19 protein-coding genes and 1 pseudogene are annotated in these 21766 nt (G+C 71.4%); 1 reads left to right on the forward strand and 19 read right to left on the reverse strand.

Translation table 11 applies throughout. The features are described from left to right. Window positions 1–132 precede the first annotated feature (132 nt). The 14 genes and pseudogenes from A6A06_RS07030 to A6A06_RS07095 all read right to left on the reverse strand — a co-directional run bounded on the left by A6A06_RS07030 (window position 133) and on the right by A6A06_RS07095 (window position 16182). A complete protein-coding gene (locus tag A6A06_RS07030) occupies window positions 133–468 on the reverse strand; it encodes an RNA polymerase-binding protein RbpA (RefSeq protein ID WP_003986538.1) in 336 nt (111 codons plus the stop codon). Window positions 469–626: 158 nt separating this feature from the next. Further along, window positions 627–863, reverse strand: a complete 237-nt coding sequence (secG, locus tag A6A06_RS07035; RefSeq protein ID WP_003986537.1) for a preprotein translocase subunit SecG — start codon at window positions 861–863, stop codon at window positions 627–629. Between the two features lie 133 nt (window positions 864–996). Beyond that, window positions 997–1773, reverse strand: a complete 777-nt coding sequence (gene tpiA / locus A6A06_RS42565) for a triose-phosphate isomerase (RefSeq protein WP_073760176.1) — start codon at window positions 1771–1773, stop codon at window positions 997–999. Window positions 1774–1779: 6 nt separating this feature from the next. Further along, window positions 1780–2991, reverse strand: coding sequence for a phosphoglycerate kinase (locus tag A6A06_RS42570; protein ID WP_073760177.1), 1212 nt, complete (start codon window positions 2989–2991; stop codon window positions 1780–1782). A gap of 114 nt (window positions 2992–3105) precedes the next feature. Further along, on the reverse strand, window positions 3106–4110 hold the full coding sequence (gap, locus tag A6A06_RS07050) for a type I glyceraldehyde-3-phosphate dehydrogenase (RefSeq protein ID WP_073760178.1): 1005 nt from the start codon (window positions 4108–4110) through the stop codon (window positions 3106–3108). Window positions 4111–4280: 170 nt separating this feature from the next. After that, window positions 4281–7238 carry a M14 family metallopeptidase gene (locus tag A6A06_RS07055; RefSeq protein ID WP_073760179.1) on the reverse strand — a complete coding sequence of 986 codons (2958 nt, stop codon included), beginning with the start codon at window positions 7236–7238 and terminating at the stop codon, window positions 4281–4283. Window positions 7239–7392: 154 nt separating this feature from the next. Further along, entirely contained in the window at window positions 7393–7836 is a 444-nt protein-coding gene (locus A6A06_RS42575; RefSeq protein WP_073760180.1) for a hypothetical protein, read from the reverse strand. Window positions 7837–7966: 130 nt separating this feature from the next. After that, window positions 7967–8104: pseudogene (locus tag A6A06_RS43875) on the reverse strand (GNAT family N-acetyltransferase); the annotation flags it as partial. 1119 nt (window positions 8105–9223) lie between these two features. Then, on the reverse strand, window positions 9224–10213 hold the full coding sequence (gene whiA, locus A6A06_RS07070; RefSeq protein ID WP_003987139.1) for a DNA-binding protein WhiA: 990 nt from the start codon (window positions 10211–10213) through the stop codon (window positions 9224–9226). Then, the gene (locus tag A6A06_RS07075; RefSeq protein WP_073760181.1) at window positions 10204–11268 is read right to left on the reverse strand and encodes a gluconeogenesis factor YvcK family protein; all 1065 of its coding nucleotides are present in this window, start codon (window positions 11266–11268) and stop codon (window positions 10204–10206) included. Before A6A06_RS07075 ends, whiA begins: the two co-directional genes overlap by 10 nt. Next, window positions 11265–12170, reverse strand: a complete 906-nt coding sequence (gene rapZ, locus A6A06_RS07080) for an RNase adapter RapZ (protein WP_073760259.1) — start codon at window positions 12168–12170, stop codon at window positions 11265–11267. Before rapZ ends, A6A06_RS07075 begins: the two co-directional genes overlap by 4 nt. 83 nt (window positions 12171–12253) lie before the next feature. Then, a complete protein-coding gene (uvrC, locus tag A6A06_RS07085) occupies window positions 12254–14431 on the reverse strand; it encodes an excinuclease ABC subunit UvrC (RefSeq protein WP_073760182.1) in 2178 nt (725 codons plus the stop codon). A gap of 187 nt (window positions 14432–14618) precedes the next feature. Beyond that, entirely contained in the window at window positions 14619–15527 is a 909-nt protein-coding gene (locus A6A06_RS07090; protein ID WP_073760183.1) for a hypothetical protein, read from the reverse strand. Between the two features lie 4 nt (window positions 15528–15531). Further along, window positions 15532–16182: a papain-like cysteine protease family protein gene (locus A6A06_RS07095; RefSeq protein WP_073760261.1), complete on the reverse strand. Its 651-nt coding sequence runs from the start codon at window positions 16180–16182 to the stop codon at window positions 15532–15534. 403 nt (window positions 16183–16585) lie between these two features. Between A6A06_RS07095 and A6A06_RS07100 the strand changes: the two genes are divergently transcribed. Next, complete coding sequence (locus tag A6A06_RS07100; RefSeq protein ID WP_242440616.1) at window positions 16586–17464, forward strand: hypothetical protein; 879 nt, start codon at window positions 16586–16588, stop codon at window positions 17462–17464. Window positions 17465–17520: 56 nt separating this feature from the next. Here the strand turns inward: A6A06_RS07100 and A6A06_RS07105 are convergent, their stop codons facing one another. The 5 genes from A6A06_RS07105 to A6A06_RS07125 form a co-directional block, all read right to left on the reverse strand. Then, on the reverse strand, window positions 17521–17907 hold the full coding sequence (locus A6A06_RS07105) for an MTH1187 family thiamine-binding protein (protein WP_073760185.1): 387 nt from the start codon (window positions 17905–17907) through the stop codon (window positions 17521–17523). 48 nt (window positions 17908–17955) lie between these two features. Then, on the reverse strand, window positions 17956–19113 hold the full coding sequence (locus A6A06_RS07110) for an MAB_1171c family putative transporter (protein ID WP_073760186.1): 1158 nt from the start codon (window positions 19111–19113) through the stop codon (window positions 17956–17958). Further along, a complete protein-coding gene (locus A6A06_RS07115) occupies window positions 19098–19631 on the reverse strand; it encodes a hypothetical protein (protein ID WP_073760187.1) in 534 nt (177 codons plus the stop codon). The genes A6A06_RS07110 and A6A06_RS07115 overlap by 16 nt, the downstream gene beginning before the upstream one ends. 235 nt (window positions 19632–19866) lie before the next feature. Beyond that, window positions 19867–20277, reverse strand: a complete 411-nt coding sequence (locus tag A6A06_RS07120) for a Rieske (2Fe-2S) protein (RefSeq protein ID WP_073760188.1) — start codon at window positions 20275–20277, stop codon at window positions 19867–19869. Between the two features lie 35 nt (window positions 20278–20312). Beyond that, complete coding sequence (locus tag A6A06_RS07125; protein ID WP_073760189.1) at window positions 20313–21761, reverse strand: sugar porter family MFS transporter; 1449 nt, start codon at window positions 21759–21761, stop codon at window positions 20313–20315. Window positions 21762–21766 lie beyond the last annotated feature (5 nt).

The raw sequence follows: 21766 nt of genomic DNA on the forward strand, positions 1-21766 counted from the left end.
GCTGTCGGCCGCCCCGGCGAACCGTTTCGGCACCTCCCGCCGGTACCCGGCCGACAGGCCGGATACGCGGACGGCCCGGCCGGAAGGGCGTTTCCCCTCCGGCCGGGCCGGTCGACGTGTGTGTGCTGTCCGTCAGATCTCTCCGCGGAGCTTGGCGAGGGCCTCGGCGAGAATCGCCTCGCCGTCGGCGTCGCTCCTGCGCTCCCGGACGTACGCGAGGTGCGTCTTGTACGGTTCGGTGCGCGGCGGGTCCGGCGGGTTGTCCCGGTCCTTGCCTGCCGGGAAGCCGCAGCGCGGGCAGTCCCAGGTGTCAGGAATCTGCGCGTCGCCGGCGAAGCTGGGCTGAGTCTCGTGCCCGTTCGAGCACCAGAAGGAGATGCGGATGCGCGGTGCGGACTCGCCCCGCTCCGCCTCCCCCATCGGCCCCGCCCCGACCCGACTTCCTCGGATCGCGTTGCCACTTGCCACGGTTGTAACTCCCTGCGTAATGGTGCTGCGAAGCATCGAACAGCAGTCGCGCTGCGAGCGCCCCAGTCTACGTAAGGCCCAACGCGCGTCCAGTGACAGGAGTTACACCCCTCACCGAGGACGCCGCCTTCATGATAGGCCGCGTCCCCGACGTCGTGTCAGCTGTCCAGCTTCATCAGAACGCCGAGCACGACGATGCAGGCGAACCAGAGCAGAGCGATCACGATGGTGATGCGGTCCAGGTTGCGCTCCGCGACGGAGGAACCGCCGACCGAGGACTGCATACCTCCGCCGAACATGTCGGACAGGCCGCCGCCCTTCCCCTTGTGCATGAGCACCAGCATCATCAGCAGCAGGCTGAAGACGATGAGGGCTACCGAGAACCCGATGACCACGGCTGGACCAACTCTCTAGGACTGACGGACGGGACGTACCGAAGAAGATCGAATGGTACGGGGCCGGGCGGCGCGCATGACGCCGGACCCGGCCCCGACAGGGTACGACGGGCCGGGCCCGTCGTCATAGCCGCTACTGGTCGCGGAAGCGGACGATCTTGACGAACTCGTCCACGTCCAGTGCCGCGCCGCCGATCAGGGCGCCGTCGACGTCCGGCTGCGCCATGATCGCGGCGACGTTGCCGGACTTGACCGAGCCGCCGTACTGGATGCGGACCTTGTCGGCCAGCTCCTGGCTGTACAGCTCGGCGAGACGGCCGCGGATCGCGCCGCAGACCTCCTGCGCGTCCTCGGGCGTGGCGACCTCGCCGGTGCCGATGGCCCACACGGGCTCGTAGGCGATGACGATGGTCTCGGCCTGCTCGGCCGGGATGCCGTCGAGGCCGCCGTCGACCTGGGCGAGGGTGTGCGCGACCTGGTTGCCGGCCTTGCGGACGTCCAGGCCCTCGCCGACGCACAGGATCGGGGTGATGCCGTGCTCGAAGGCGGCCTTGACCTTGGCGTTGCAGATCTCTTCGTTCTCGCCGTGGTACTGGCGGCGCTCGCTGTGCCCGACGGCCACGTAGCTGCACTTGAGCTTGGCCAGCATGGCGCCCGAGATCTCGCCGGTGTACGCACCGGAGTCGTGCGCCGACAGGTCCTGGGCGCCGTACTTGATCTTGAGCTTGTCGCCGTCGACCAGCGTCTGCACCGAGCGCAGGTCGGTGAAGGGCGGCAGGACCGCGACCTCGGTGGCCTCGTAGTCCTTGTCGGCGAGCGCGAAGGCGAGCTTCTGGACGTGCGCGATGGCCTCAAGGTGGTTGAGGTTCATCTTCCAGTTGCCCGCCATCAGCGGGGTACGGTCAGTCACGGTTCTTCAGTCCTCCAGAGCGGCAAGGCCGGGGAGCGTCTTGCCTTCGAGGTATTCGAGGCTGGCGCCGCCACCGGTCGAGATGTGGCCGAAAGCGTTCTCGTCGAAGCCGAGCGAGCGCACCGCGGCGGCCGAGTCGCCGCCGCCGACGACGGTGAAGCCGTCGCAGTTCAGCAGGGCCCGCGCGATGGCGGTGGTGCCACCGGCGTAGTCCGGGTGCTCGGCGACGCCTACGGGTCCGTTCCAGAAGACGGTCTCGGCGTCGGCGATCTTCGAAGCGAACAGCTCGCGGGTCTTCGGGCCGATGTCCAGGCCCTCCTTGTCGGAGGGGATCTGGTCGGCGTCGACCGTGACGAAGTCGGCCGGGGCCTTCGTCTTCAGGTCGGGGAAGTCGGCCGAGGCCAGGATGTCGACCGGCAGCACCAGCTCGACGCCGTTCTTCTCGGCGCGCTCCATGTACTCGGTCACGGTCGGGATCTGGTCCTCCTGGAGGAGGGAGATGCCGACCTCGTAGCCCTTGGCCTTGAGGAAGGTGTACGCCATGCCGCCGCCGATCAGCAGCCGGTCGGCCTTGCCGAGGAGCTGGTCGATGACGGCCAGCTTGTCGGAGACCTTGGCGCCGCCGAGCACGACCACGTACGGGCGCTTGACGTCCTCGGTGAGCTTCTTCAGGACGGTGACCTCGGCGGCGATCAGGTCGCCGGCGGCGTGCGGCAGGCGGGCCGGGAGGTCGTAGACGGAGGCGTGCTTGCGGTGCACGGCGCCGAATCCGTCACCGACGTACACGTCCGCGAGGGCCGCGAGCTGGTCCGCGAAGGCCGCGCGCTCGGCATCGTCCTTGCTGGTCTCGCCCGGGTTGAAACGCAGGTTCTCCAGGACGGCGACCTCGCCCTCCTTGAGCCCGTCGACGACGGAGCGGGCCGACTCGCCGACCGTGTCGGTGGCGAAGGCGACGTCGCGGCCGATCAGCTCACCGAGCCGCTCGGCGGCGGCGCGCAGCGAGAAGGCCGGGTCCGGGGCGCCCTTGGGGCGGCCCAGGTGGGAGGCGACGATCACCTTGGCGCCGAGCTGGGCCAGCTTGGCGATCGTCGGCTGGACGGCGCGGATCCGGCCGTCGTCGGTGATGGTGGTGCCGTCCAGCGGCACATTGAGGTCCGCGCGGACGAAGACCCGCTTGCCGGACAGCCCTTCCTGGGCGAGATCGTCGATCGTCTTCATGCGAAGTGACTCCGTTGCGTAGGTCGGTCATGGGACGGGGCCCGTACGGCGCTTCGGTGCGCCCTACGAGCCCCTTCCGCACATCTACGTGCCCTGGCCTTGGTCAGGCAGGTGTCAGAGCTGGCCGCCGACGAAGGTGGTCAGGTCCACCAGGCGGTTGGAGTAGCCCCACTCGTTGTCGTACCAGCCGATGACCTTGACGCTCTTGCCCTGCGCCATGGTCAGGGAGGAGTCGAAGGTGCAGGAGGCCGGCCAGTTGACGATGTCCGAGGAGACGATCGGGTCCTCGGTGTACTCCAGGATGCCCTTGAGCTGGCCCTCGGCCGCCTTCTGGAACGCGGCGTTGATCTCGTCCTTGGTGACCTCGCGCTCCAGCTCGATGACCAGGTCGGTCACGGAGCCGGTGGGGACCGGGACGCGCATGGCGATGCCGTCCAGCTTGCCCTCGAGCTGCGGGAGGACCAGCGCGGTGGCCTTGGCGGCACCGGTCGTGGTCGGGATGATGTTCTCCGCGGCGGCGCGGGCGCGGCGCAGGTCCGAGTGCGGGAAGTCCAGGATGCGCTGGTCGTTGGTGTACGCGTGCACCGTGGTCATCAGGCCCTTGACGATGCCGAAGTTCTCGTCGAGAACCTTGGCCATCGGCGCCACACAGTTGGTGGTGCAGGAGGCGTTGGAGATGACGTGGTGGCTGGCCGCGTCGTACTTGTCCTGGTTGACGCCCATCACGATCGTGATGTCCTCGCCCTTGGCGGGCGCGGAGATCAGGACCTTCTTGGCGCCGGCCTGGATGTGCTTCTCGGCGTCGGCCTTCTTGGTGAAGATGCCGGTCGACTCGATGACGATGTCGGCGCCCAGCTCGCCCCAGGGCAGCTTCGCCGGGTCGCGCTCGGCCATCGTCTTGAAGGTCTGCTTGCCGACCGTGATGGTGTCGTCGGTGTGGCTGACGTCCTGCTTCAGGCGACCCAGGATGGTGTCGTACTTCAGCAGGTGAACCAGGGTGGCGTTGTCGGTCAGGTCGTTGACACCGACGATCTCGATGTCCGCACCCTGCTCCAGGAGCGCGCGGAAGTAGTTGCGACCAATGCGGCCGAATCCGTTGATGCCTACGCGGATCGTCACGAACCGATCTCCTCGTTGGTGCGCCGGTTCAGTACCGGCGAGCTGTATGGGATGTCCCCGACCGCCTCCGACCCTACCCCCAATACGAGACGTACGTGACATTGACAGGGGCGGCCCGGGCCCACTCTGGGGCCACGGGCCGCCCTGTTCGCCGAGAGAGTACGGCGTGGTCAGCCGTCGAGCGCCTTGAGCGCCGCGCCGGTCAGTTCCGCCCGTTCCGCGGCGGTCTGTACGTGCTCCAGGCCGAAGCCCAGCAGAACGGTGTTCCGGGTGGTCACCGCGGCGGCGGCCCGGAACAGCTCCTTGGAGCGGGACCAGTCACCCGTGGCGGGCGGGCTGCCGGCCGGCGGCCCGGGGACGGTCCAGGGCCCGAGGGAGGTCTCGAAGCCCACCAGCGGCTCGCCGCCGCTGCTGGTGGCGAGCCTGGTGTTGTCGACGAAGACGCCCCGGCCGCCGGTGCTGGGGTCGGTGATGTAGGAGAGCGCCAGCTCGACGCGCTGCCCGGCGTAGGCGGCGAGGTCGACGGCGACCGGCCGCCAGCCCTCCGAGGCGCCCGTGAAGCGGTTCCACGCGCCGGTGGTGCCGGTGTTGCGGCACTCGCTGCCGGTGCGGGTCAGGTAGTGCTGGAGGAAGGGGTGCGCGGCCAGGTAGTAGCCGGCTCCGCACTCGGCGGGTACGTCGGTGCCGGTGCCGCCGTTCGCGTCCGGCAGCGTCGTCCAGTCGTCCCTGCCGACGGTGTGCGCCTCGACGACGGCGTTGTCGTAGCCCGCCTCGGTGTCGTGGCTGAGCATGAACTGGAGGGCGGGCTTGTCGGCCGCGGTCACGCCGGTCAGGTCCACGGTCCGGGACAGCCGCATATAGGAGGTGTCGCGGTGCTGTGCGGCGGCGAACCAGTCGCCCTCGTACGGCTGGAACGGCGTCCGCACGCCCGGGTACGTACCGGCCGCTGCGCTGGTGAACTGGGGGAACGTCGCAGGCGGCAGCTCATCCGAGATCACCGAGTGGGCACCCGCGGAGTCCAGCGGGTTGCCCGGCGCGTCACCCAGTTTCACGTCCGCTCCGGCCAGCTTGCCGTCGCCCTTGAACGCGGGCGGCGACTTCACGGGGACGCGGCTGCCGGCGCCCAGGTAGTACTGGCTGAAGTCGTCGGTCACGGCACGGCCGACCACGGCGCTGCCGCCCGCCTGCTCACCGGCGGTGAGCAGTTTGCCGCCCTCGTTGAGGTAGTCGCGTACGGCCAGCAGGGTGGCGCCGCCCGGCCGGCCGGCCCCCGTGTACCAGACGACGTTCTCGAAGTGGCTCAGGACGCCGAGCGCGTCCGGGGTGCCCTGCCGGGCGACGTCCCAGACCGCCGCGCGGTGGCCGTTGGCGGCGAGGGCCTCGGTGTAGGCGGCGGTGTGCCGCGCGGGGGTGGTGCCGCCCTCCTCGGCGAGGACGAGGGTGTCGGCGCGCGGCCGTTCGGCGACGGTGTAGGTGAAAGGTTCACTCTTGGTGGCCTTGCCGTCGCGTGTACGGCCGGAGAACCACACCTCGACCTTGTCCCCCGGACCTGCGCCTTCTACGGAGGCCCGGTACTGGTCGAAGTGGAGGTTGTCCTCGCCGCCGTAGGTCTCGCCGCCCTTCCAGGCTTCGAGCTCCTCGGTGTGCCGGCGGCCGCCGTCGATGCGGTAGTTGAGTTCCTTGTCGCGTACGGACCTGCGCGCGGTGACGGCGACTTCCTGATTCTCGCCGCGGGCGTAGGAGGTGGCGAAGGCGTGCGGGGTGAAGTCGGGCGCCTTCATGTCCACGGACGAGACGGGCTGGTCCGGGTGCTGGGCGCTCTCGGCGACGGAGAGCGCGAAGGGGATGTTCTTCGCGAACTCCGCCTGGATGAGCTTCTCGGAGTCGGGGAAGTTGAAGACGGACTGGCAGTCGGCCGCGTTCCACTCGTCGTTCGGGTCGGCGTTGGAGGCCGTCTGGCAGGTGGACATCTCCGGGGTGAACATCGGGATGCCGTTGACGTTGGACGCGTGGCCGTCGGCCTCGCCGTTGGTGATGTACAGCTCGGAGGAGACCTGCGGGCGGTAGCCGGGGATCGCGGGCTTCTCCGGGGTGCCGGCCAGGGCCCGGTAGAGGACGTCGTCGGGGGTGGGGGTGGCCACCTGCCAGCCGACGCCGTAGAGGATCAGCTCGGCGGCGGAGTGGTAGTTGATGGCGTACCGGAAGCCGATGCGCTTCTCGAAGGCGTCCAGCGCCTTGGTCTCCGGCTCGGAGGCGGCGGCCGGGCCGCGGTAGGTCTCGCCCGCGGGGTTCGGGGAGGAACCCTCGTTGTCGTAGCCCCACTTGTAGGAGAAGTTGCGGTTGAGGTCGACGCCGTCGCCCGGTGCGGTCTTGCCGTCGCCGTTGTTGTCGCGCAGGTTCTTGCGCCACAGGCGGTTCTGCGGGCTCTCGAAGGTGTAGTCGTAGCCGTCCGGGTTGGCGGAGAGCACGAACCACAGCTCGGTGGTGTCGAGGATCTTGGTCAGGCGCGGGTCCTTGCCGTACCCCGCCAGGTAGTACTGCATCAGCCGACGGGTCATCTCGGGAGTGATCCACTCCCGCGCGTGCTGGTTGGACAGGTACAGCGCCGCGGGTTTGGCGCCGTCCTTGGCCGTGTCGGCGTTCTTGGTGAGCTTCAGGGCCAAGATGTCGCGGCCCTTGACGGTCTTTCCGATACTGACGACCTTCGCCAGCTTCCGGTGGAACCGGGCGGTGTCGATCATCTCCTTCATCAGGCCGTTGACACCCGTGTACGGGCGGAAGACCCCGTCACCCTGGGCCTTGAGCTTGCGCCGCGTCTCTGGAGAAACGATCCTGCGCGTCAGTTCCACGCCCTGGCGGCGCAGACCGGCGGCCTGCCCGGCGGAGAGGTACACCTCGACCTGCGCCTTACCGGTCCGCGGCACCTGCGCGGTCAGCTCGTGACCGTCCACCCCTGCCTTGAGCAGCAGCGGCACCTGCGCCTTGGTGACCTCGGCGGTCCAGACCGCGATGGCGTCTCCGACGCCTTGCCCGCCCTCCCCCGCCTGCGCCTGCGCGGCGGGCACCGCCACCACCCCTCCCAGCAGCAACGATGCTGCCGCGAGTAAGGATCTCGCCTTGCGTCTCATGAGCCCCCCTTGCCGTCTTCCATCTCGTGAATGGACGTTCGACAGACTGGTGACGCTGCATGATCATGTCAATACGGAGGGTGTCGAAATGCAGGTGTGGCCGAGAAACCCCCCACGGCGCCGCGCGGCGGTGAACCACCGGTGCCCGCGCGGTTCACAGGAAATGGCCGTCGGCCAGGTGCGGCGCCGGAACGGGCATGCCGCGGACGGCCAGATAACCCTCCTGGCCGATGATGAGCCCGGCGGCGAGGCCGATGTCGACAGCCCACTCGTTGGGGGTGGTGATGCAGTTGACGAGCGTGTCTCCGTACGACGCGGCCGGCGCCTCCCACAGCAGCCGCCGCGCCGTGCCGGTACGCCGGGCGGCCAGCAGCACCGCCCGCCCCCGCTCGTCCAGGTAGACGTACCCCGGCGCGGTCCGGTCCCGCGACACGACCAGCCGGTGGGTGCCGAGCAGACGGCCGTGGTCGGGGCCGCGTCCGGCGCCCCGCAGGTCCCGGTCCAGGCGGTCCATCCACCCGACGTCGTCCGGGCGGCCCTCCCGGAGGCCGTCGACCGCGGGCAGGGCGGACCGGTCGACGGTCCCGGTCGTGCGCATCTGCGGGTGGAGCGAGAAGCCGGCGTGGCGCCGGGGTGGACGCTGGAGGAGAAGAGGCCGGGCCCCCGTCGGCGTGCGCCGGAACGGCGTCCAGCAGGCGCTTGCCGATGCCCCGCCGCTGGTGGCCGGGCAGCACGCCGTACGTGGCGAGGTACCACAGCGACTCGCGGTTCTGCGAGACGGCGAAGCCCACGACGTGGTCCGGGCCCGCGTCCGGGTCCGCCGCGACCCAGCAGCCGCCCGGGTCCGTGCTCAGGTAGTAGCGCATCTGGTCGATCCACCGCCGTGCAGCAGCGGAGGACTCCGTCGGGCTGCGGGCAGGTCGGGAGTGGTGCGGGACCGGCCCCTACGGACTTCGTCCTACGGTTCCGGACCCTCCCGTACGCGTTCGGCTGACACGTACGAAGGTGGGGGGACGCCTGCCCCCACCGGCCGTCGATCGCCGTACGACGGGAGGGAGCGGGCCGCAGGACGAAGTCCGGAGGACCGGGCCCGTGCCTGGTCCTTGGCGTGCGCCGCCCGGCATGTGGGAGCCAGTCGGCCACGGAGTCCGGCCCGCCGTCGGGCGCCGAAAGTGCGTCGGGCTGCGGGCAGGCCGGGAGTGGTGCGGGACCGGGGCCCCTACGGACTTCGTCCTACGGTTCCGGACCCTCCCGTACGCGTTCGGCTGACACGTACGAAGGTGGGGGACACCTGCCCCCACCGGCCGTCGATCGCCGTACGACGGGAGGGAGCGGGCCGCAGGACGAAGTCCGGAGGACCGGGCCCGTGCCTGGTCCTTGGCGTGCGCCGCCCGGCATGTGGGAGCCAGTCGGCCACGGAGTCCGGCCCGCCGTCGGGCGCCGAAAGTGCGTCGGGCTGCGGGCAGGCCGGGAGTGGTGCGGGACCGGGGCCCCTACGGACTTCGTCCTACGGTTCCGGACCCTCCCGTACGCGTTCGGCTGACACGTACGGGGGTGGGGGACACCTGCCCCCACCGGCCGTCGATCGCCGTACAGCGGGAGGGGGCGGGCCGCAGGACGGAGTCCGGAGGACCGGGCCCGTGCCCGGTCCCTGGCGGGCGCCGCCCGGCACGTGGGAGCCAGTCGGCCACGGAGTCCGGCCCGCCGTCGGGCTCCGAAACTCCGTCGGACTGCGGGCAGCACGGCAGTGGTGCGGGACCGGCCCCTACGGACTTCGTCCTACGGTTCCGGACCCTCCCGTACGCGTTCGGCTTCCGCGGCGTGGGTGGGGGGACACCTGCCCCCACCGGCCGTCGATCGCCGTACGACGGGAGGGAGCGGGCCGCAGGACGGAGTCCGGAGGACTGGGCCCGTGCCCGGCTGCGGGGGCGTCGCCCGGTACGGGCAGCGCGTGGGCCGGTAACGGTCGTCGAAACTCCGCGGCGTCAGCCGACCATGCCGTCTGCCATTTCCTCCGACAGGTTGGACTCCGTGCCGGGGATGCCCAGGTCCTGGGCGCGCTTGTCCGCCATGGCCAGGAGGCGGCGGATGCGGCCCGCGACGGCGTCCTTGGTGAGGGGCGGGTCGGCGAGAGCGCCCAGTTCCTCCAGGGATGCCTGCTTGTGGTCCATGCGCAGGCGTCCGGCCGCCGCCAGGTGTTCGGGAACCTCTTCGCCGAGGATCTCCAGGGCGCGCTGAACCCGGGCACCCGCCGCGACAGCGGCTCGCGCCGAGCGGCGCAGGTTGGCATCGTCGAAGTTGGCGAGGCGGTTGGCCGTGGCGCGGACCTCGCGGCGCATCCGCCGCTCCTCCCAGGCCAGTACGGACTCGTGGGCACCCAGGCGCGTCAACAGCGCGCCAATCGCGTCACCGTCACGGACGACGACGCGGTCCACGCCGCGCACCTCGCGGGCCTTGGCGCCGATGCCGAGCCGTCGGGCGGCGCCGACCAGGGCGAGGGCTGCCTCGGGCCCGGGGCAGGTGACCTCCAGGGAGGAGGAGCGGCCGGGTTCGGTGAGCGAGCCGTGGGCGAGAAACGCTCCGCGCCAGGCCGCCTCGGCGTCGCAGGTGGCCCCCGAGACCACCTGCGGGGGCAGGCCCCGGATGGGGCGGCCGCGGCCGTCGACCAGGCCGGTCTGGCGGGCGAGCTGGTCGCCGCCGGCGACGACCCGTACGACGTAGCGGCTGCCGCGCCGCAGTCCGCCGGGGGCCATCACCACCAGGTCGGAGGAGTGGCCGAAGATCTCCAGGATGTCCTTGCGCAGCCGTCGGGCGGCGATGCCCGTGTCCAGCTCCGCCTCGATCACGATGCGTCCGCTGACCAGGTGCAGACCACCCGCGAACCGCAGGATCGACGAGACCTCCGACTTCCGGCAGCAGGTCCGGGTGACGGGGAGCCGGGAGATTTCGTCCTTCACCGCTGCCGTCATCGCCATGGGCCGATCCTTCCATGCATCCGAAAAATACGGTCGTACGCGGCGGCCAGCAGCTCCGGGTCGTGCCGGGCGGCACCCTTGTGGGTCTCCGCCGTGCCGCAGAAGCTGCCGGGCGCGGCGACCGTCGCCAGCTCGACCTCGCTGCCGACGAGCTGCTTGGCAGCGACGGTCAGGCTTTCGATGTCGGGCACGGCGGCCCGGTCGGCCAGCACCACGTCGAAGGCGAGTTTAGGGGCGTGTCGGGCCAAAACCTCCAAATGACGCTGCGGGGAAAAGCCATCGGTTTCGCCCGGCTGCGGTGCAAGGTTCAGTGAGAGGACCTTGCGGGCCTTGGTCTCCTCCAGTGCCTCGCGCAGCTCGGGCACGAGCAGGTGCGGGATGACGGAGGAGAACCAGGAGCCGGGGCCGAGCACCACCCAGTCCGCGTCGCGGACCGCGGCGACGACCTCGGGTACGGCGGGCGGGTCCTCCGGGACGACGTGCACGGACTGCACCTCGCCGGGGGTCAGCGCGACCGTGGCCTGGCCGCGGACCGTGGAGATCTCGTCCGGCCGGGTCTCGTCGTGCCCCTTGACCAGGGCCTGGAGCTCCAGGGGGACGGCGGACATGGGCAGCACCCGGCCGTGTGCGCCGAGCAGCTTGCCGACCAGGTCAAGGGCCTTGACGTGGTCGCCGAGCTGTTCCCACAGGGCGACGATGAGGAGGTTGCCGACGGCGTGGTCGTGCAGGTCGCCTTCGCTGGTGAAACGGTGCTGGATCACCCGGGACCAGGTCTGGCCCCAGTCGTCGTCCCCGCACAGCGCGGCCAGCGCCTTGCGCAGGTCGCCGGGCGGCAGGACGCCCAGCTCGTCGCGGAGCCGCCCGCTGGAGCCGCCGTCGTCGGCGACCGTGACCACGGCGGTCAGGTCGCCGGTGATGCGGCGCAGCGCGGCCAGCGAGGCGGACAGGCCCATGCCGCCGCCGAGCGCCACGACCTTGGGCGTGGCGCCCTTGCCGGAGCGGCTGCCCGGGACCAGCTTGCGGACCCGGCGCAGCCGCAGGGGACGGGCGGTCATTCGCGCCCCATGTCCCGGTGGACGACGACGGTCTCGACGCCTTCGGAGACCAGGCGGTGGGCCAGCTTCTCGGACATGGCGACGCTGCGGTGCTTGCCGCCCGTACAGCCGACGGCGATGGTCACGTACCGCTTGCCTTCGCGGCGGTAGCCCTCGGCGACGATGCGCAGCAGCTCCGCGTAGCCGTCCAGGAACTCCTTGGCGCCGGGCTGGCCGAAGACGTAGCCGGAGACCTCGTCGTTGAGGCCGGTGTAGGGGCGCAGCTCCGGGACCCAGTGCGGGTTCGGGATGAAGCGGCAGTCGATGACCATGTCGGCGTCGACCGGCAGGCCGTACTTGAAGCCGAAGGACATGACCGTGGCCCGCAGCTCGGGCACCTCTTCGCCGGCGAACTGGGCGTCCATCTTGGCGCGCAGTTCGTGGACGTTCAGGCTGGAGGTGTCGATGACCAGGTCGGCGTCGCCGCGCAGCTCGCGCAGCAGGTCGCGCTCGGCGGCGATGCCGTCCACGATGCGCCCGTCGCCCTGGAGGGGGTGCGGGCGGCGTACCGACTCGAAGCGGCGCACCAGGGCCTCGTCGGAGGACTCCAGGAAGACGATGCGGCGCTTGACGCTCTGCGCGTCGAGGGTGGCCAGGGATTCCTTGAGGTTGTCGAAGAAGCGCCGGCCGCGGACGTCCACGACGACGGCGATCCGCGCCACGTTGCCCTGCGAGCGGGCGCCCAGTTCGACCATGGGCGGGATCAGCTCGGGCGGGATGTTGTCGACGACGAACCAGCCGAGGTCCTCCAGGCATTTGGCGGCCGTGCTGCGACCGGCCCCGGACATCCCGGAGATGATCACCAGCTCGGGGATGGCGGCGCTCTCGCCCGCGTCGGCATCGCGCATCGTGCCCGTACTCACCTGTGCACCGTCTCTCTCGGTCGCGCGGGAGCGCTGTGTGTCCTGGGCTTCCCGCATGTCGTGCTTGTCCTGCTCTGTGCTGCTCATCGTTCCTGCCCCCGTTCTGATGACAACGCGGCCGGCGGGGTCGCGTCATCCTCAATGATCTCTCCTGTGGCGGTGTTCACCGCCGGGGCGGCCGGGGCCGCTCCGGCCAGGGCCGCCGCGATCGTCTCGGCCGTCTTGCGGCCGATGCCCGGCACCTCGCAGATGTCCTCGACGCGCGCGGCCCGCAGCCGCTTGAGCGAGCCGAAGTGCTTCAGCAGTGCCTGACGGCGACTCTCGCCGAGGCCGGGGACGCTGTCCAGCGGCCCGGCCTTGAGGCGCTTGCCGCGCTTGTTGCGCTGGTAGGCGATGGCAAAGCGGTGGGCTTCGTCACGGACGCGCTGGAGGAGGTAGAGGCCTTCGCTGCTGCGGGGCAGCACCACGGGGTCGTCCTCGTCCGGCACCCAGACCTCTTCGAGGCGCTTGGCCAGTCCGCAGACGGCCACGTCGTCGATGCCCAGCTCGGACAGGGCCCGCTGGGCGGCGGCGACCTGCGGCTGGCCGCCGTCGACGACGACCAGCTGGGGCGGGTACGCGAAGCGCTTGGGCCGGCCGTCGTCGTCGGTGGGGCCGGTGACCAGGGGCTCGTCCTCGTCGGTGGTCCCGAGGGCCGCGGGAGTGCCCGTCCCGGCCGTCGCGGGCGCGCCCTGGCCGACGGCTGTGGGCGCGTGCTCGCCGGTGGCCGTGGGCGCGTCCTCGCCGGTGGGCCCGGCGGACGGCTCGGTGGGCCCGGCGAGCGACCCCGTGGGCGTCTCCTCCTCCCACTCCCCCGTCTGCTGCTTCTCCTGGAGGTAGCGCCGGAAGCGGCGCCCGATGACCTCGTGCATGGCCCGGACGTCGTCCTGGCCCTCGAAGGTCTTGATCTGGAAGCGGCGGTACTCGCTCTTGCGGGCCAGGCCGTCCTCGAAGACGACCATCGAGGCCACCACGTCGTCGCCCTGGAGGTGGGAGATGTCGAAGCACTCGATGCGCAGCGGCACCGAGTCCAGGCCGAGGGCCTGGGCGATCTCCTCCAGGGCGCGGGAGCGGGTGGTCAGGTCGGAGGCCCGCTTGGTCTTGTGCAGGGCCAGGGCCTGCTGGGCGTTGCGCTGGACGGTGGCCATCAGGTCCTTTTTGTCGCCGCGCTGCGGGATGCGCAGCGAGACGTTGGAGCCGCGGCGTTCGGTGAGCCACTGCTGGACCGGCTCGACCGGGTCCGGCAGGGCCGGGACCAGCACCTCCTTGGGGACGGCGTCGCCGCTCTCCTCGCCGTACAGCTGCTGGAGGGCGTGCTCGACGAGGGCGGCGGTGTCCACGTTCTCGACCTTGTCGGTGACCCAGCCGCGCTGGCCGCGCACCCGGCCGCCGCGGACGTGGAAGATCTGGACGGCCGCTTCGAGCTCGTCCTCGGCGAGCGCGATCAGGTCGGCGTCGGTGGCGTCGGCGAGCACCACGGCGCTCTTCTCCATCGCTCTGCGGAGCGCGTCCACGTCGTCGCGCAGGCGGGCCGCCCGCTCGTACTCCATCTCCTCGGCCGCCTCCTGCATGGCCTTCTCCAGGCGGCGGATGTAGGCGCCGGTGCGGCCGGCCATGAAGTCGCAGAACTCCTCGGCCAGTTCGCGGTGCTCTTCGGCGGAGACGCGGTCGACGCAGGGGGCCGAGCACTTGCCGATGTAGCCGAGCAGGCAGGGGCGGCCGATCTGGGCGGAGCGCTTGAAGACCCCTGCGGAGCAGGTCCGTACAGGGAAGACGCGCAGCATCAGGTCGACGGTCTCGCGGATGGCCCAGGCCTGGCCGTACGGGCCGAAGTAGCGCACGCCCTTCTTCTTGGCGCCGCGCATGACTCTGACCCGGGGGTATTCCTCGTTGAGGGTGACGGCCAGGTACGGATAGCTCTTGTCGTCGCGGTACTTGACGTTGAACCGCGGGTCGTACTCCTTGATCCAGGTGTATTCGAGCTGGAGGGCCTCGACCTCGGTGCTGACGACCGTCCACTCGACGGAGGCCGCGGTGGTGACCATCGTGCGCGTACGGGGATGGAGGTTGGCCAGGTCCTGGAAGTAGCTGGACAGGCGCTGGCGCAGGCTCTTGGCCTTGCCGACGTAGATGACGCGGCGGTACTCGTCACGGAATCTGTAGACCCCGGGCGAGTCGGGGATCTGTCCCGGCTTGGGTCGGTAACTGCTGGGGTCTGCCATGCCGCCCACCCTACTTGGGGGCGGTGACAGCGGGCGGACCGTGGGCGGCGGCGGGTGCGCACACCGGTGGCGCGGGGTGGGCGGACGCGCCACCGGCGGCCGGTGCGGGCGCCGGGGCACCGGCCCGGACGGGGGGGTCCGTCCGGGCCGGTGGGGGTATCGGCGGCGGTGGCGGTCCGTGCGGGGCTCAGCGGTTGTGGCGCCTGCGCAGGGCCGCGGTGCCGGAGAGGCCCAGGGCGAGCAGAGCGGCGGTGCCCGCGACGGCCGAGGCGGCGGTCACCGGGCCGCTGCTGTCGCCCGCCGAGGCGCCGGACGTGGTTCCGGCCGCGACGGGCTGCCCGTGCGTGCCCGCCCCGGCGGCCCCGCCGTCCTCACCGGCCGCCTGCGGGCCGTAGCCGCCCGCGGCGCCGCGCCGGTCGTACGCGGAGCCGGGCAGCTTGTCGCCGTACGCCTTCGCCACGCGCTTCTGGTACGCGGCGACGGTGGTGCCGCCCGCGCCGATCGCCTTGCGCGCTTCGGCGTCCAGCGGCCGGACGCGGTCGCCGCGCTGCTCGTACCACGCGTTGATCTGCGGTTCCTGGAAGACCGTGCCGCCGTGGCCCGCGGCGCTGTAGCGGGCCTCGTCGTCGCCGGTCGCGATGTTGACGACCTTCCAGGCGCCGCCGGTCTCGGCGGTCCACACGGACGCTTTCTGCCCGTCGGCGGAGACCGCCGTGCTGGCCAGGAATTCCAGCTGGGAGACGGGGGCACCGGCCTTGCCGCGTACGAAGTCGGCGGAGAGCACGTAGACGGGGACGGTCCGTCCTTCGATCCGCGGCTGCGCCTTCGCCAGGGCGACCGCGCCGTCGCGGGCGAAGAAGCGGGAGAGCGTTCCGAGGGTGTCCGGCGCGTTGGCCGCCGTGCGGGCGGCGGTGACGGCCGACGCGGCGGGCGCGGCCGGCGGTGCGGGGGTGGCGGCCAGCGCGGCCTGCGGCGCGAGGCCGAGGAGAGCGGCGGTGAGCGCGCCGGTGGCGGCGGCCCGTATGGCGGCGCGGCGCGCCGGGGTGCCGCGTCCGGCGGCGGTGGCGGATACGGCCGGAGCTCTGTGCTCGGTCATGGCCTCAGGCTCCGATCCGGTAGAGGGAGTGGGTCCAGGAGAAGGAGTCGCCGTTGACGTAGTAGTTGTAGTCGCCCCAGTTGTAGCGGGTGTTGGAGCCCCACGGGTCACCCCAGTACACCCAGTTGTTCGCGGTGTCGAAACCGTAGATGACGTGCATGTGCCCGCCGCCCGAGGACCACTGGATGCGGGTCTCCACGGGGCGTCCCGCGCTGATCTCGCTCTGGACGGTGCCGTAGCGCAGGTAGCCCGTGACGTAGGAGCCCCGGTTGATGCCGGCCCAGTCGAGGGCGGTCTGCACGTTGCCGAGTGTGGCCTGGTTGTTGGGGCAGGCGCTGTTCTGCGAGCGGTTGAAGGCCGCGTTGCAGAACTGGTTCTGGCTGTACTTCCTGCCGTAGAAGGTGGCGATGGTGTTGCCGGAGGCGGCCCAGCACCAGTTGGTCTTCTCCTGGGCCTGCATGGAGATGTTGAGGCGGTTGGCGGCGAGCACGCCCTGTGGGGTGGGCGCGGCGGGTGCTGCCTGGGCCGCGGTGCCGGTGGGGGCGGGCGCGGCGGTGGCGGGTGTTGCGGGTACGGCGGTCAGTGCGGCGGCCGACAGTGCCGCGGCCGACAGCCATCTGCGGCGGGAGCCGCGTGTGCGTGGTGCGCAGGTCATGGCGTTCCTCTCCCGTATGAGGGGGGTGGGGACGGAGAAACGCATCCGGATGCTGGTCAGGAGCATCGGGTGTTGTCCGGAGCAGGTCAACACGCTTCAATGCGGGATGACATGGGGGTGTGGACGTCCGGTGCCGGGTGTGAACGGCCCGTGCCCGGCGTACTGCAGCGGACAGGCAGGGGCAGCGCACGGTGTGAAGTCCGGTTGTGAACGTTCACCGCGCGCGCCGGAGGGTTGGGCGATGACACAGCACATGACACATCAGGCACCACATACACCTCATGAACATCAGGAAGCGCACGAAAAAACTCCGTACCAGACACCCCGGGCGCACCCGGAAAACGCCCCGGTTTCCTCCCAATTGGCCGAACTGACGCAGGTCCTGCGGACCGGCCCGTTCCACATGGCCCTGCGGGCTGCCCTGGCCGCGCGCGGCCTCGCCCTGCACCGCGTCCAGCACAAGCTGGCACAGCGCGGCATCAAGGTCGGCGTGACGAGCCTCAGTTACTGGCAGCAAGGGGCGCGGCGGCCTCAGCGGCCCGAATCGCTGCGCGCCGTACGGGCCCTGGAGGAGGTCCTCGACCTGCCCGCACGCTCCCTGCACCGGCTGCTGGTCCCGGAGGGCACCCCCCGGGCCGAAGCGAAGGAGCGCCCGGCCGCCCGCTCCTACCGCTCGCTCTTCGACCCCTCCGACGCCCTGCACGGGCTCCTCGCCGAGCTGGAGGCGCCCGCGGACGGCGGTCTGCACACGGTCGGCCATCACGAATGGGTGCACATCGGGGCCGGCCGCGAACTCAGCGGGCGCAGCTCCCTCCAGGTCGTACGGGCCCACCGGGACGGCGTGGACCGCTACATCGCCATACACCAGGGCGACGCGGGCTGCGACACGTCACGGGTGACCGTCACGGCCGGGGAGAACTGCCGCCTGGGGCGGGTACGACGGCACCCGGCCACCGCGATGGTGGTCGCCGAGCTGCTCTTCGACGTCCGGCTGCGCAGGGGCGACACCCACGTCTTCGGCCACGCCTTCGAGGACGGCAGCGGCGGCCAGAGCGCGGAGTACGTACGCGGTTTCCGCTTCGCAGGCGGCCAGTACGTCCTCCAGGTGCGCTTCGACGAGGCGGCGCTGCCGGTGCGCTGCCGCCGTTTCACCCGGACCAAGGCGGGCGCGCCCCGCGCGGGGCAGCAGGAGCTGACGCTGAGCGGGCAGCACCGGACCGTACACCTGGTGGAGCAGGGCGTACGGCCCGGCATCGTGGGGATCGGCTGGGACTGGGGGTGATCCGGGCGGCGGCCGCCCGGGGCCTCCGGGCGGCGGCGGCCGTCCCCCGGGGCCCGCTAGGCGGTGGGCCCCGCCCCGGTGGCCGGGACGCCCGACGCGTCGGCGTCCGTGGCCGCCGCGCTGCCGTCCAGGGCCCCGGCGGCGGCCGCGTTGTCCGCGACGCGCCGCTCCAGCATCGAGATCTTCCCGTCGAGCGGCCGGTCCATCCCGGGCCACACGTCGGCCTTGATGCTGACCTGGACGCGCGGCACCCGGGCGGCGACGGCCTCGGTCGCGCGCTTGACGACGTCCATGACCTCGTCCCAGTCCCCCTCGATCATCGTGTACATGGAGTCCGAGCGGCTCGGCAGCCCGGACTCCCGGATGATTTTGATCGCGTCGGCGACGTACGCCGCGCCGTTCTCCTCCACGCCCATGGGCGTCAGGGCGAAGGCAATGAGCACGGTCTTCCTCTCCTCGTACGGAATACGGCGGGCCGCGGCGCGGCACCGTCACCCGGTGCCGACGTGAGCCGCCCGGTATGCGCGTACCACGGGAGACCGGTAGGCATCCGCGATCCGCAGCAGATGACGGACCTCTTCTCCGAGGTCACCCGCGCCCGGACCCGCGAGATTGGCCGTCTGCGCCTGCGGCGCCTCCCCCGCGCGCCGGGCGTGCAGGGCGGCGGCCAGCCAGCAGGCCGTGACGTGCGCGTCGGCCAGGTGCTCCGGGACGTCCTGCTCGTCCACGTGCCGGCGGACCCCGTCGAGTGTGTCGGAGGTGACATAGTCCCGCAGCACGATCATCGCGTCGCGGATCTCGATGACCCGCCGGTACAGGCGCAGCTGGAGCGGCAGCACCGCGTTGGGCAGCCGGCTGCCCGCCCCCAGGACCACGTCGGGCGTGACCGCCGTCAGCTCCCGCCACAGGACGGCCAGCCCCCGGTAGGAGGCGCGGTCCCGCCACAGCTGCCGGATGCCGGCCAGTACGGGCAGTGCCACGCCTGCCGCGATGAACAGCGCCTCGACGCCGGTGACCGGCGAGAACAGCGGGCCGAAGACCGGCGAACGGGTCTGGAGGTAGGCCAGTTTGAGCACCCACAGCAGGGACGCCAGCAGGATGCCGGTGCCGAACAGGCGCAGCCCGTACCGCAGCAGCCGGGGCGCGCCGGTCCGGCCCTGGGACCAGCAGACGAACCCGCAGGTGGTGTCGGCCGTCAGATGGAAGGCGAAGAAGACGTACCAGTAGGCGTCCGGCACGCTCGGGATGTCCGGCGAGGGGGTGATCTGGTTGCGCGCGTGCGGCGGCCCGGCCAGGTCGAGCGCGACGAGCGCCAGCATGACGGCCAGGGCGGCGCCGAACACCAGGACGGTACGGCGCTGCCGCCCCGCCGCCTGGAAGATGAACCACAGCACGGCGGCGGCGTCGACGATGCTGAACAGGTGCGTGGACAGGTCGACCCAGTGGGCGCCCGGCACGAGGCGGGCCAGGACGGCGGTGACCGGTTCCAGGTGCATCGACATGGCCAGCGCGATCATCACGATCGCGAACCACAGGGGCCGCTGCACCCGGTCCTTGAGGCCCTGCGGCGCTCGCGCGATCACCACGGCCCACAGGGCGACGATGCCGGCGTTCTCCAGCCAGGCGAGGTCCGTCAGCCAGGTGAGCACGGTGCCCCCGGGTCGCGGGTGTCGCGCAGGCCCATGCCGGACGCCAGGCCGCCGAGCGTGCCGGACAGCAGCGTCGGCGCGGGCACCCGTCCCGCACCCTCCAGGATCAGGCTGGCGATCATCTCCGCTTCCTGTTCCTGCCGGTCGGAGTAGCGGGTGCGGCCCAGCGCCCGCCGGATGGACGCCGGGTCCTCGATGTCGATGTACCGGAAGAGCGCCGGGTCCTCGACGGCCATGCGGTGGTCGCACACCAGGTGGCCGACCTCGTGGAGGATGATGTGCTCCTGGTGGAGCGGGCTGGTCTGCGCGTCGTAGAAGACGTAGTCGCCCTCCTCGGTCGCCAGCCACATGCCCGTCGGCATGCCCAGCCCGGTCGGGGTGGGCAGGGTCATCAGCCGTAACGGGCGGTCCCGGTCCGTGGCGAGCCGGGCGCACAGTTCCTGGGCGGAGAACGGCTCGGGCAGCGGTATCTCGTCGATCACGCGCCGGCAGCGGCGGCGCACTCGCCTCCAGTGCATCGCGGGAGATACTCCATGGCTTGTGGGTACAGGAGGGCAGACGACCCGGTAGCGACGCCCGGTCATGCTGCCGGCCGGTGACACGGGGAATCCAGCACGCCGACACCCCCTCGTGCGCCATCCGTGCGACGTGTCGTGCGATCGTAGATCTTCACCCGGCCCCCTGTCAGGCCCCCGCCCGCGAGCAGTCCGTTTCCAGCCAGCCACGCTGCGTGATGGTTTACGGTGCCCACGCTCAGCCGGCGATCAGCTTGCCGCCCTCGGACTTGACGGGGACCTCCGGCAGCGGCTTGGTGGCCGGCCCCTGGATGACCTTGCCGTTGGTGACGTCGAACCGGCTGCCGTGGCAGGGGCAGTTGCCCTGGTTCCGCTCGACCTTGTCCAGTACGCAGCCCGCGTGGGTGCACTTGGCGCTGAAGCACTTGAACTGGCCCTTTTCGGGCTGCGAGACGACGAGGCGGTTCTCGCGGTAGAGCTTGGCGCCGCCGACCGGTACCTCGGTGGCGGCGCCCAGGGCGACGGGCTCGGCGGGTGTCGCGGACGCTTCGCCCGCGTCGCCGCCGGAGCAGGCGGCGACGCCGAAGCCCGCCGCGCCGACGAGCGCGACCCCTCGCAGCACGGTTCGGCGGGCGGGGGGCTGGCTCATGTCGTACTCCCAGGAACGGGGTCAGGGGCGCGGCGTCACGGTGCGGCGTCGGCTCCTGACGATACCGGTACTGATCCGTCCGGTTCCGGCTGCCCCGACCGGCCCTGTCCGTGGTCCCCTGGCTGCCCCGGGCGGCCCTTGAGCAGGTCGCGTTCGATCTCCTCCAGGCTGCGGCCCTTGGTCTCCGGCAGCAGCTTCCGTACGAAGACGAAGGCGGCGAACGTGGTCACGGCGAAGAACAGGAAGTTGACGCCCGCGCCCCAGGCACGCAGCAGGGTCGGGAAGACCAGCGAGACGACCATGTTGAACAGCCAGTTGAACATCACGCACAGGCTCACGGCGGCGGCCCGGATCCGCATCGGGAACAGCTCCGGCAGCATCACCCACTGCACCGGCCCCCAGGACATGGCGAAGGACGCGATGTACAGGGCGATGCCGAAGAGGGTGAGGACGGACAGCGCCGCCCCGTACCCGAGGCCGGACAGGTTGGTGGCGGCCAGGACGAGCATGGCCGTGCACATGCCGAGCGCGCCGTACAGGAGCAGCGGCTTGCGTCCCTTGCGGTCGATGAGCCGCATGGCGGGCAGCGTCATCAGCATGTTCAGCAGGCCTATGCCGACGTTGGCGAGGATCGCGCCGTCGGAGCCGAAGCCGATGTCGGTGAGCAGCGTCGGCGCGTAGTAGATGATCGTGTTGATGCCGACGAAGTTCTGGAAGAAGACCAGCAGCATCCCGACGAGGAGGACCGGCCGCAGCCGCGGCGCCGTGAGGTCCTTGAGGGTCAGCGAGCGGCTCTCGGCCCGTTCGACGCGCTCGGTCTCCTCGATCTCGGCCAGTTCGGCGTCGGCCGCGCCGCCCGTACCGCGCAGCCGCGTCAGCACGTGCCGCGCCTCGTCGTTGCGTCCCTTGCCGACCAGCCAGCGGGGGCTCTCGGGCTGGGTGATGATGCCGAGCGCCAGGATCGCGGCGGGCACCACGCCCAGGCCGATCATCCAGCGCCACGCCTCGGCGCCGGCGAGCAGGTAGTCGGTGACGTACGCGAGGAAGATGCCGACCGTGACCAGCAGTTGCATCAGCGAGGTCAGCCCGCCGCGCAGGTGCTTGGGCGCCAGCTCCGTCAGGTACAGCGGTACGACGACGGACGCGATGCCCACGCCGGTGCCGATGACGAAGCGGAAGGCGATCAGCGTCCAGGGGCCGGTGGCCAGGGAGGCGCCGAGGGTGCCGAGGATGAAGACGGCGGAGGCGGCGAGGATCAGGCGGCGCCGGCCCCAGGAGTCGGACAGCCGTCCCGACAGGCCCGCGCCAAGCATCGCGCCGACCAGCAGGCCGGAGACGACCATGCCCTCCAGGAGCGGGGTGAGCGCGATGTCGTTCTTGATGAAGAGCATGGCGCCGGAGATGACGCCGGTGTCATAGCCCCACAGGATGCCGCCGAGGGCGCCGAAGACCCAGATCAGGGCGTTCTTGATGCGTGCGGGCACGGCCC

This window comes from Streptomyces sp. CB02923, assembly GCF_001905005.1.
GTDB lineage: Bacteria > Actinomycetota > Actinomycetes > Streptomycetales > Streptomycetaceae > Streptomyces.

Excerpts from the sequence above, each read along its gene's own strand:
- A6A06_RS42570 (WP_073760177.1), bottom strand. The coding sequence starts at position 2,991 with ATGAAGACGATCGACGATCTCGCCCAGGAAGGGCTGTCCGGCAAGCGG.
- A6A06_RS07055 (WP_073760179.1), bottom strand. The coding sequence starts at position 7,238 with ATGAGACGCAAGGCGAGATCCTTACTCGCGGCAGCATCGTTGCTGCTG.
- A6A06_RS42575 (WP_073760180.1), bottom strand. The coding sequence starts at position 7,836 with ATGCGCACGACCGGGACCGTCGACCGGTCCGCCCTGCCCGCGGTCGAC.
- whiA (WP_003987139.1), bottom strand. The coding sequence starts at position 10,213 with ATGGCGATGACGGCAGCGGTGAAGGACGAAATCTCCCGGCTCCCCGTC.
- A6A06_RS07075 (WP_073760181.1), bottom strand. The coding sequence starts at position 11,268 with ATGACCGCCCGTCCCCTGCGGCTGCGCCGGGTCCGCAAGCTGGTCCCG.
- uvrC (WP_073760182.1), bottom strand. The coding sequence starts at position 14,431 with ATGGCAGACCCCAGCAGTTACCGACCCAAGCCGGGACAGATCCCCGAC.
- A6A06_RS07090 (WP_073760183.1), bottom strand. The coding sequence starts at position 15,527 with ATGACCGAGCACAGAGCTCCGGCCGTATCCGCCACCGCCGCCGGACGC.
- A6A06_RS07095 (WP_073760261.1), bottom strand. The coding sequence starts at position 16,182 with ATGACCTGCGCACCACGCACACGCGGCTCCCGCCGCAGATGGCTGTCG.
- A6A06_RS07100 (WP_242440616.1), top strand. The coding sequence starts at position 16,586 with ATGGCCCTGCGGGCTGCCCTGGCCGCGCGCGGCCTCGCCCTGCACCGC.
- A6A06_RS07115 (WP_073760187.1), bottom strand. The coding sequence starts at position 19,631 with ATGCACTGGAGGCGAGTGCGCCGCCGCTGCCGGCGCGTGATCGACGAG.
- A6A06_RS07120 (WP_073760188.1), bottom strand. The coding sequence starts at position 20,277 with ATGAGCCAGCCCCCCGCCCGCCGAACCGTGCTGCGAGGGGTCGCGCTC.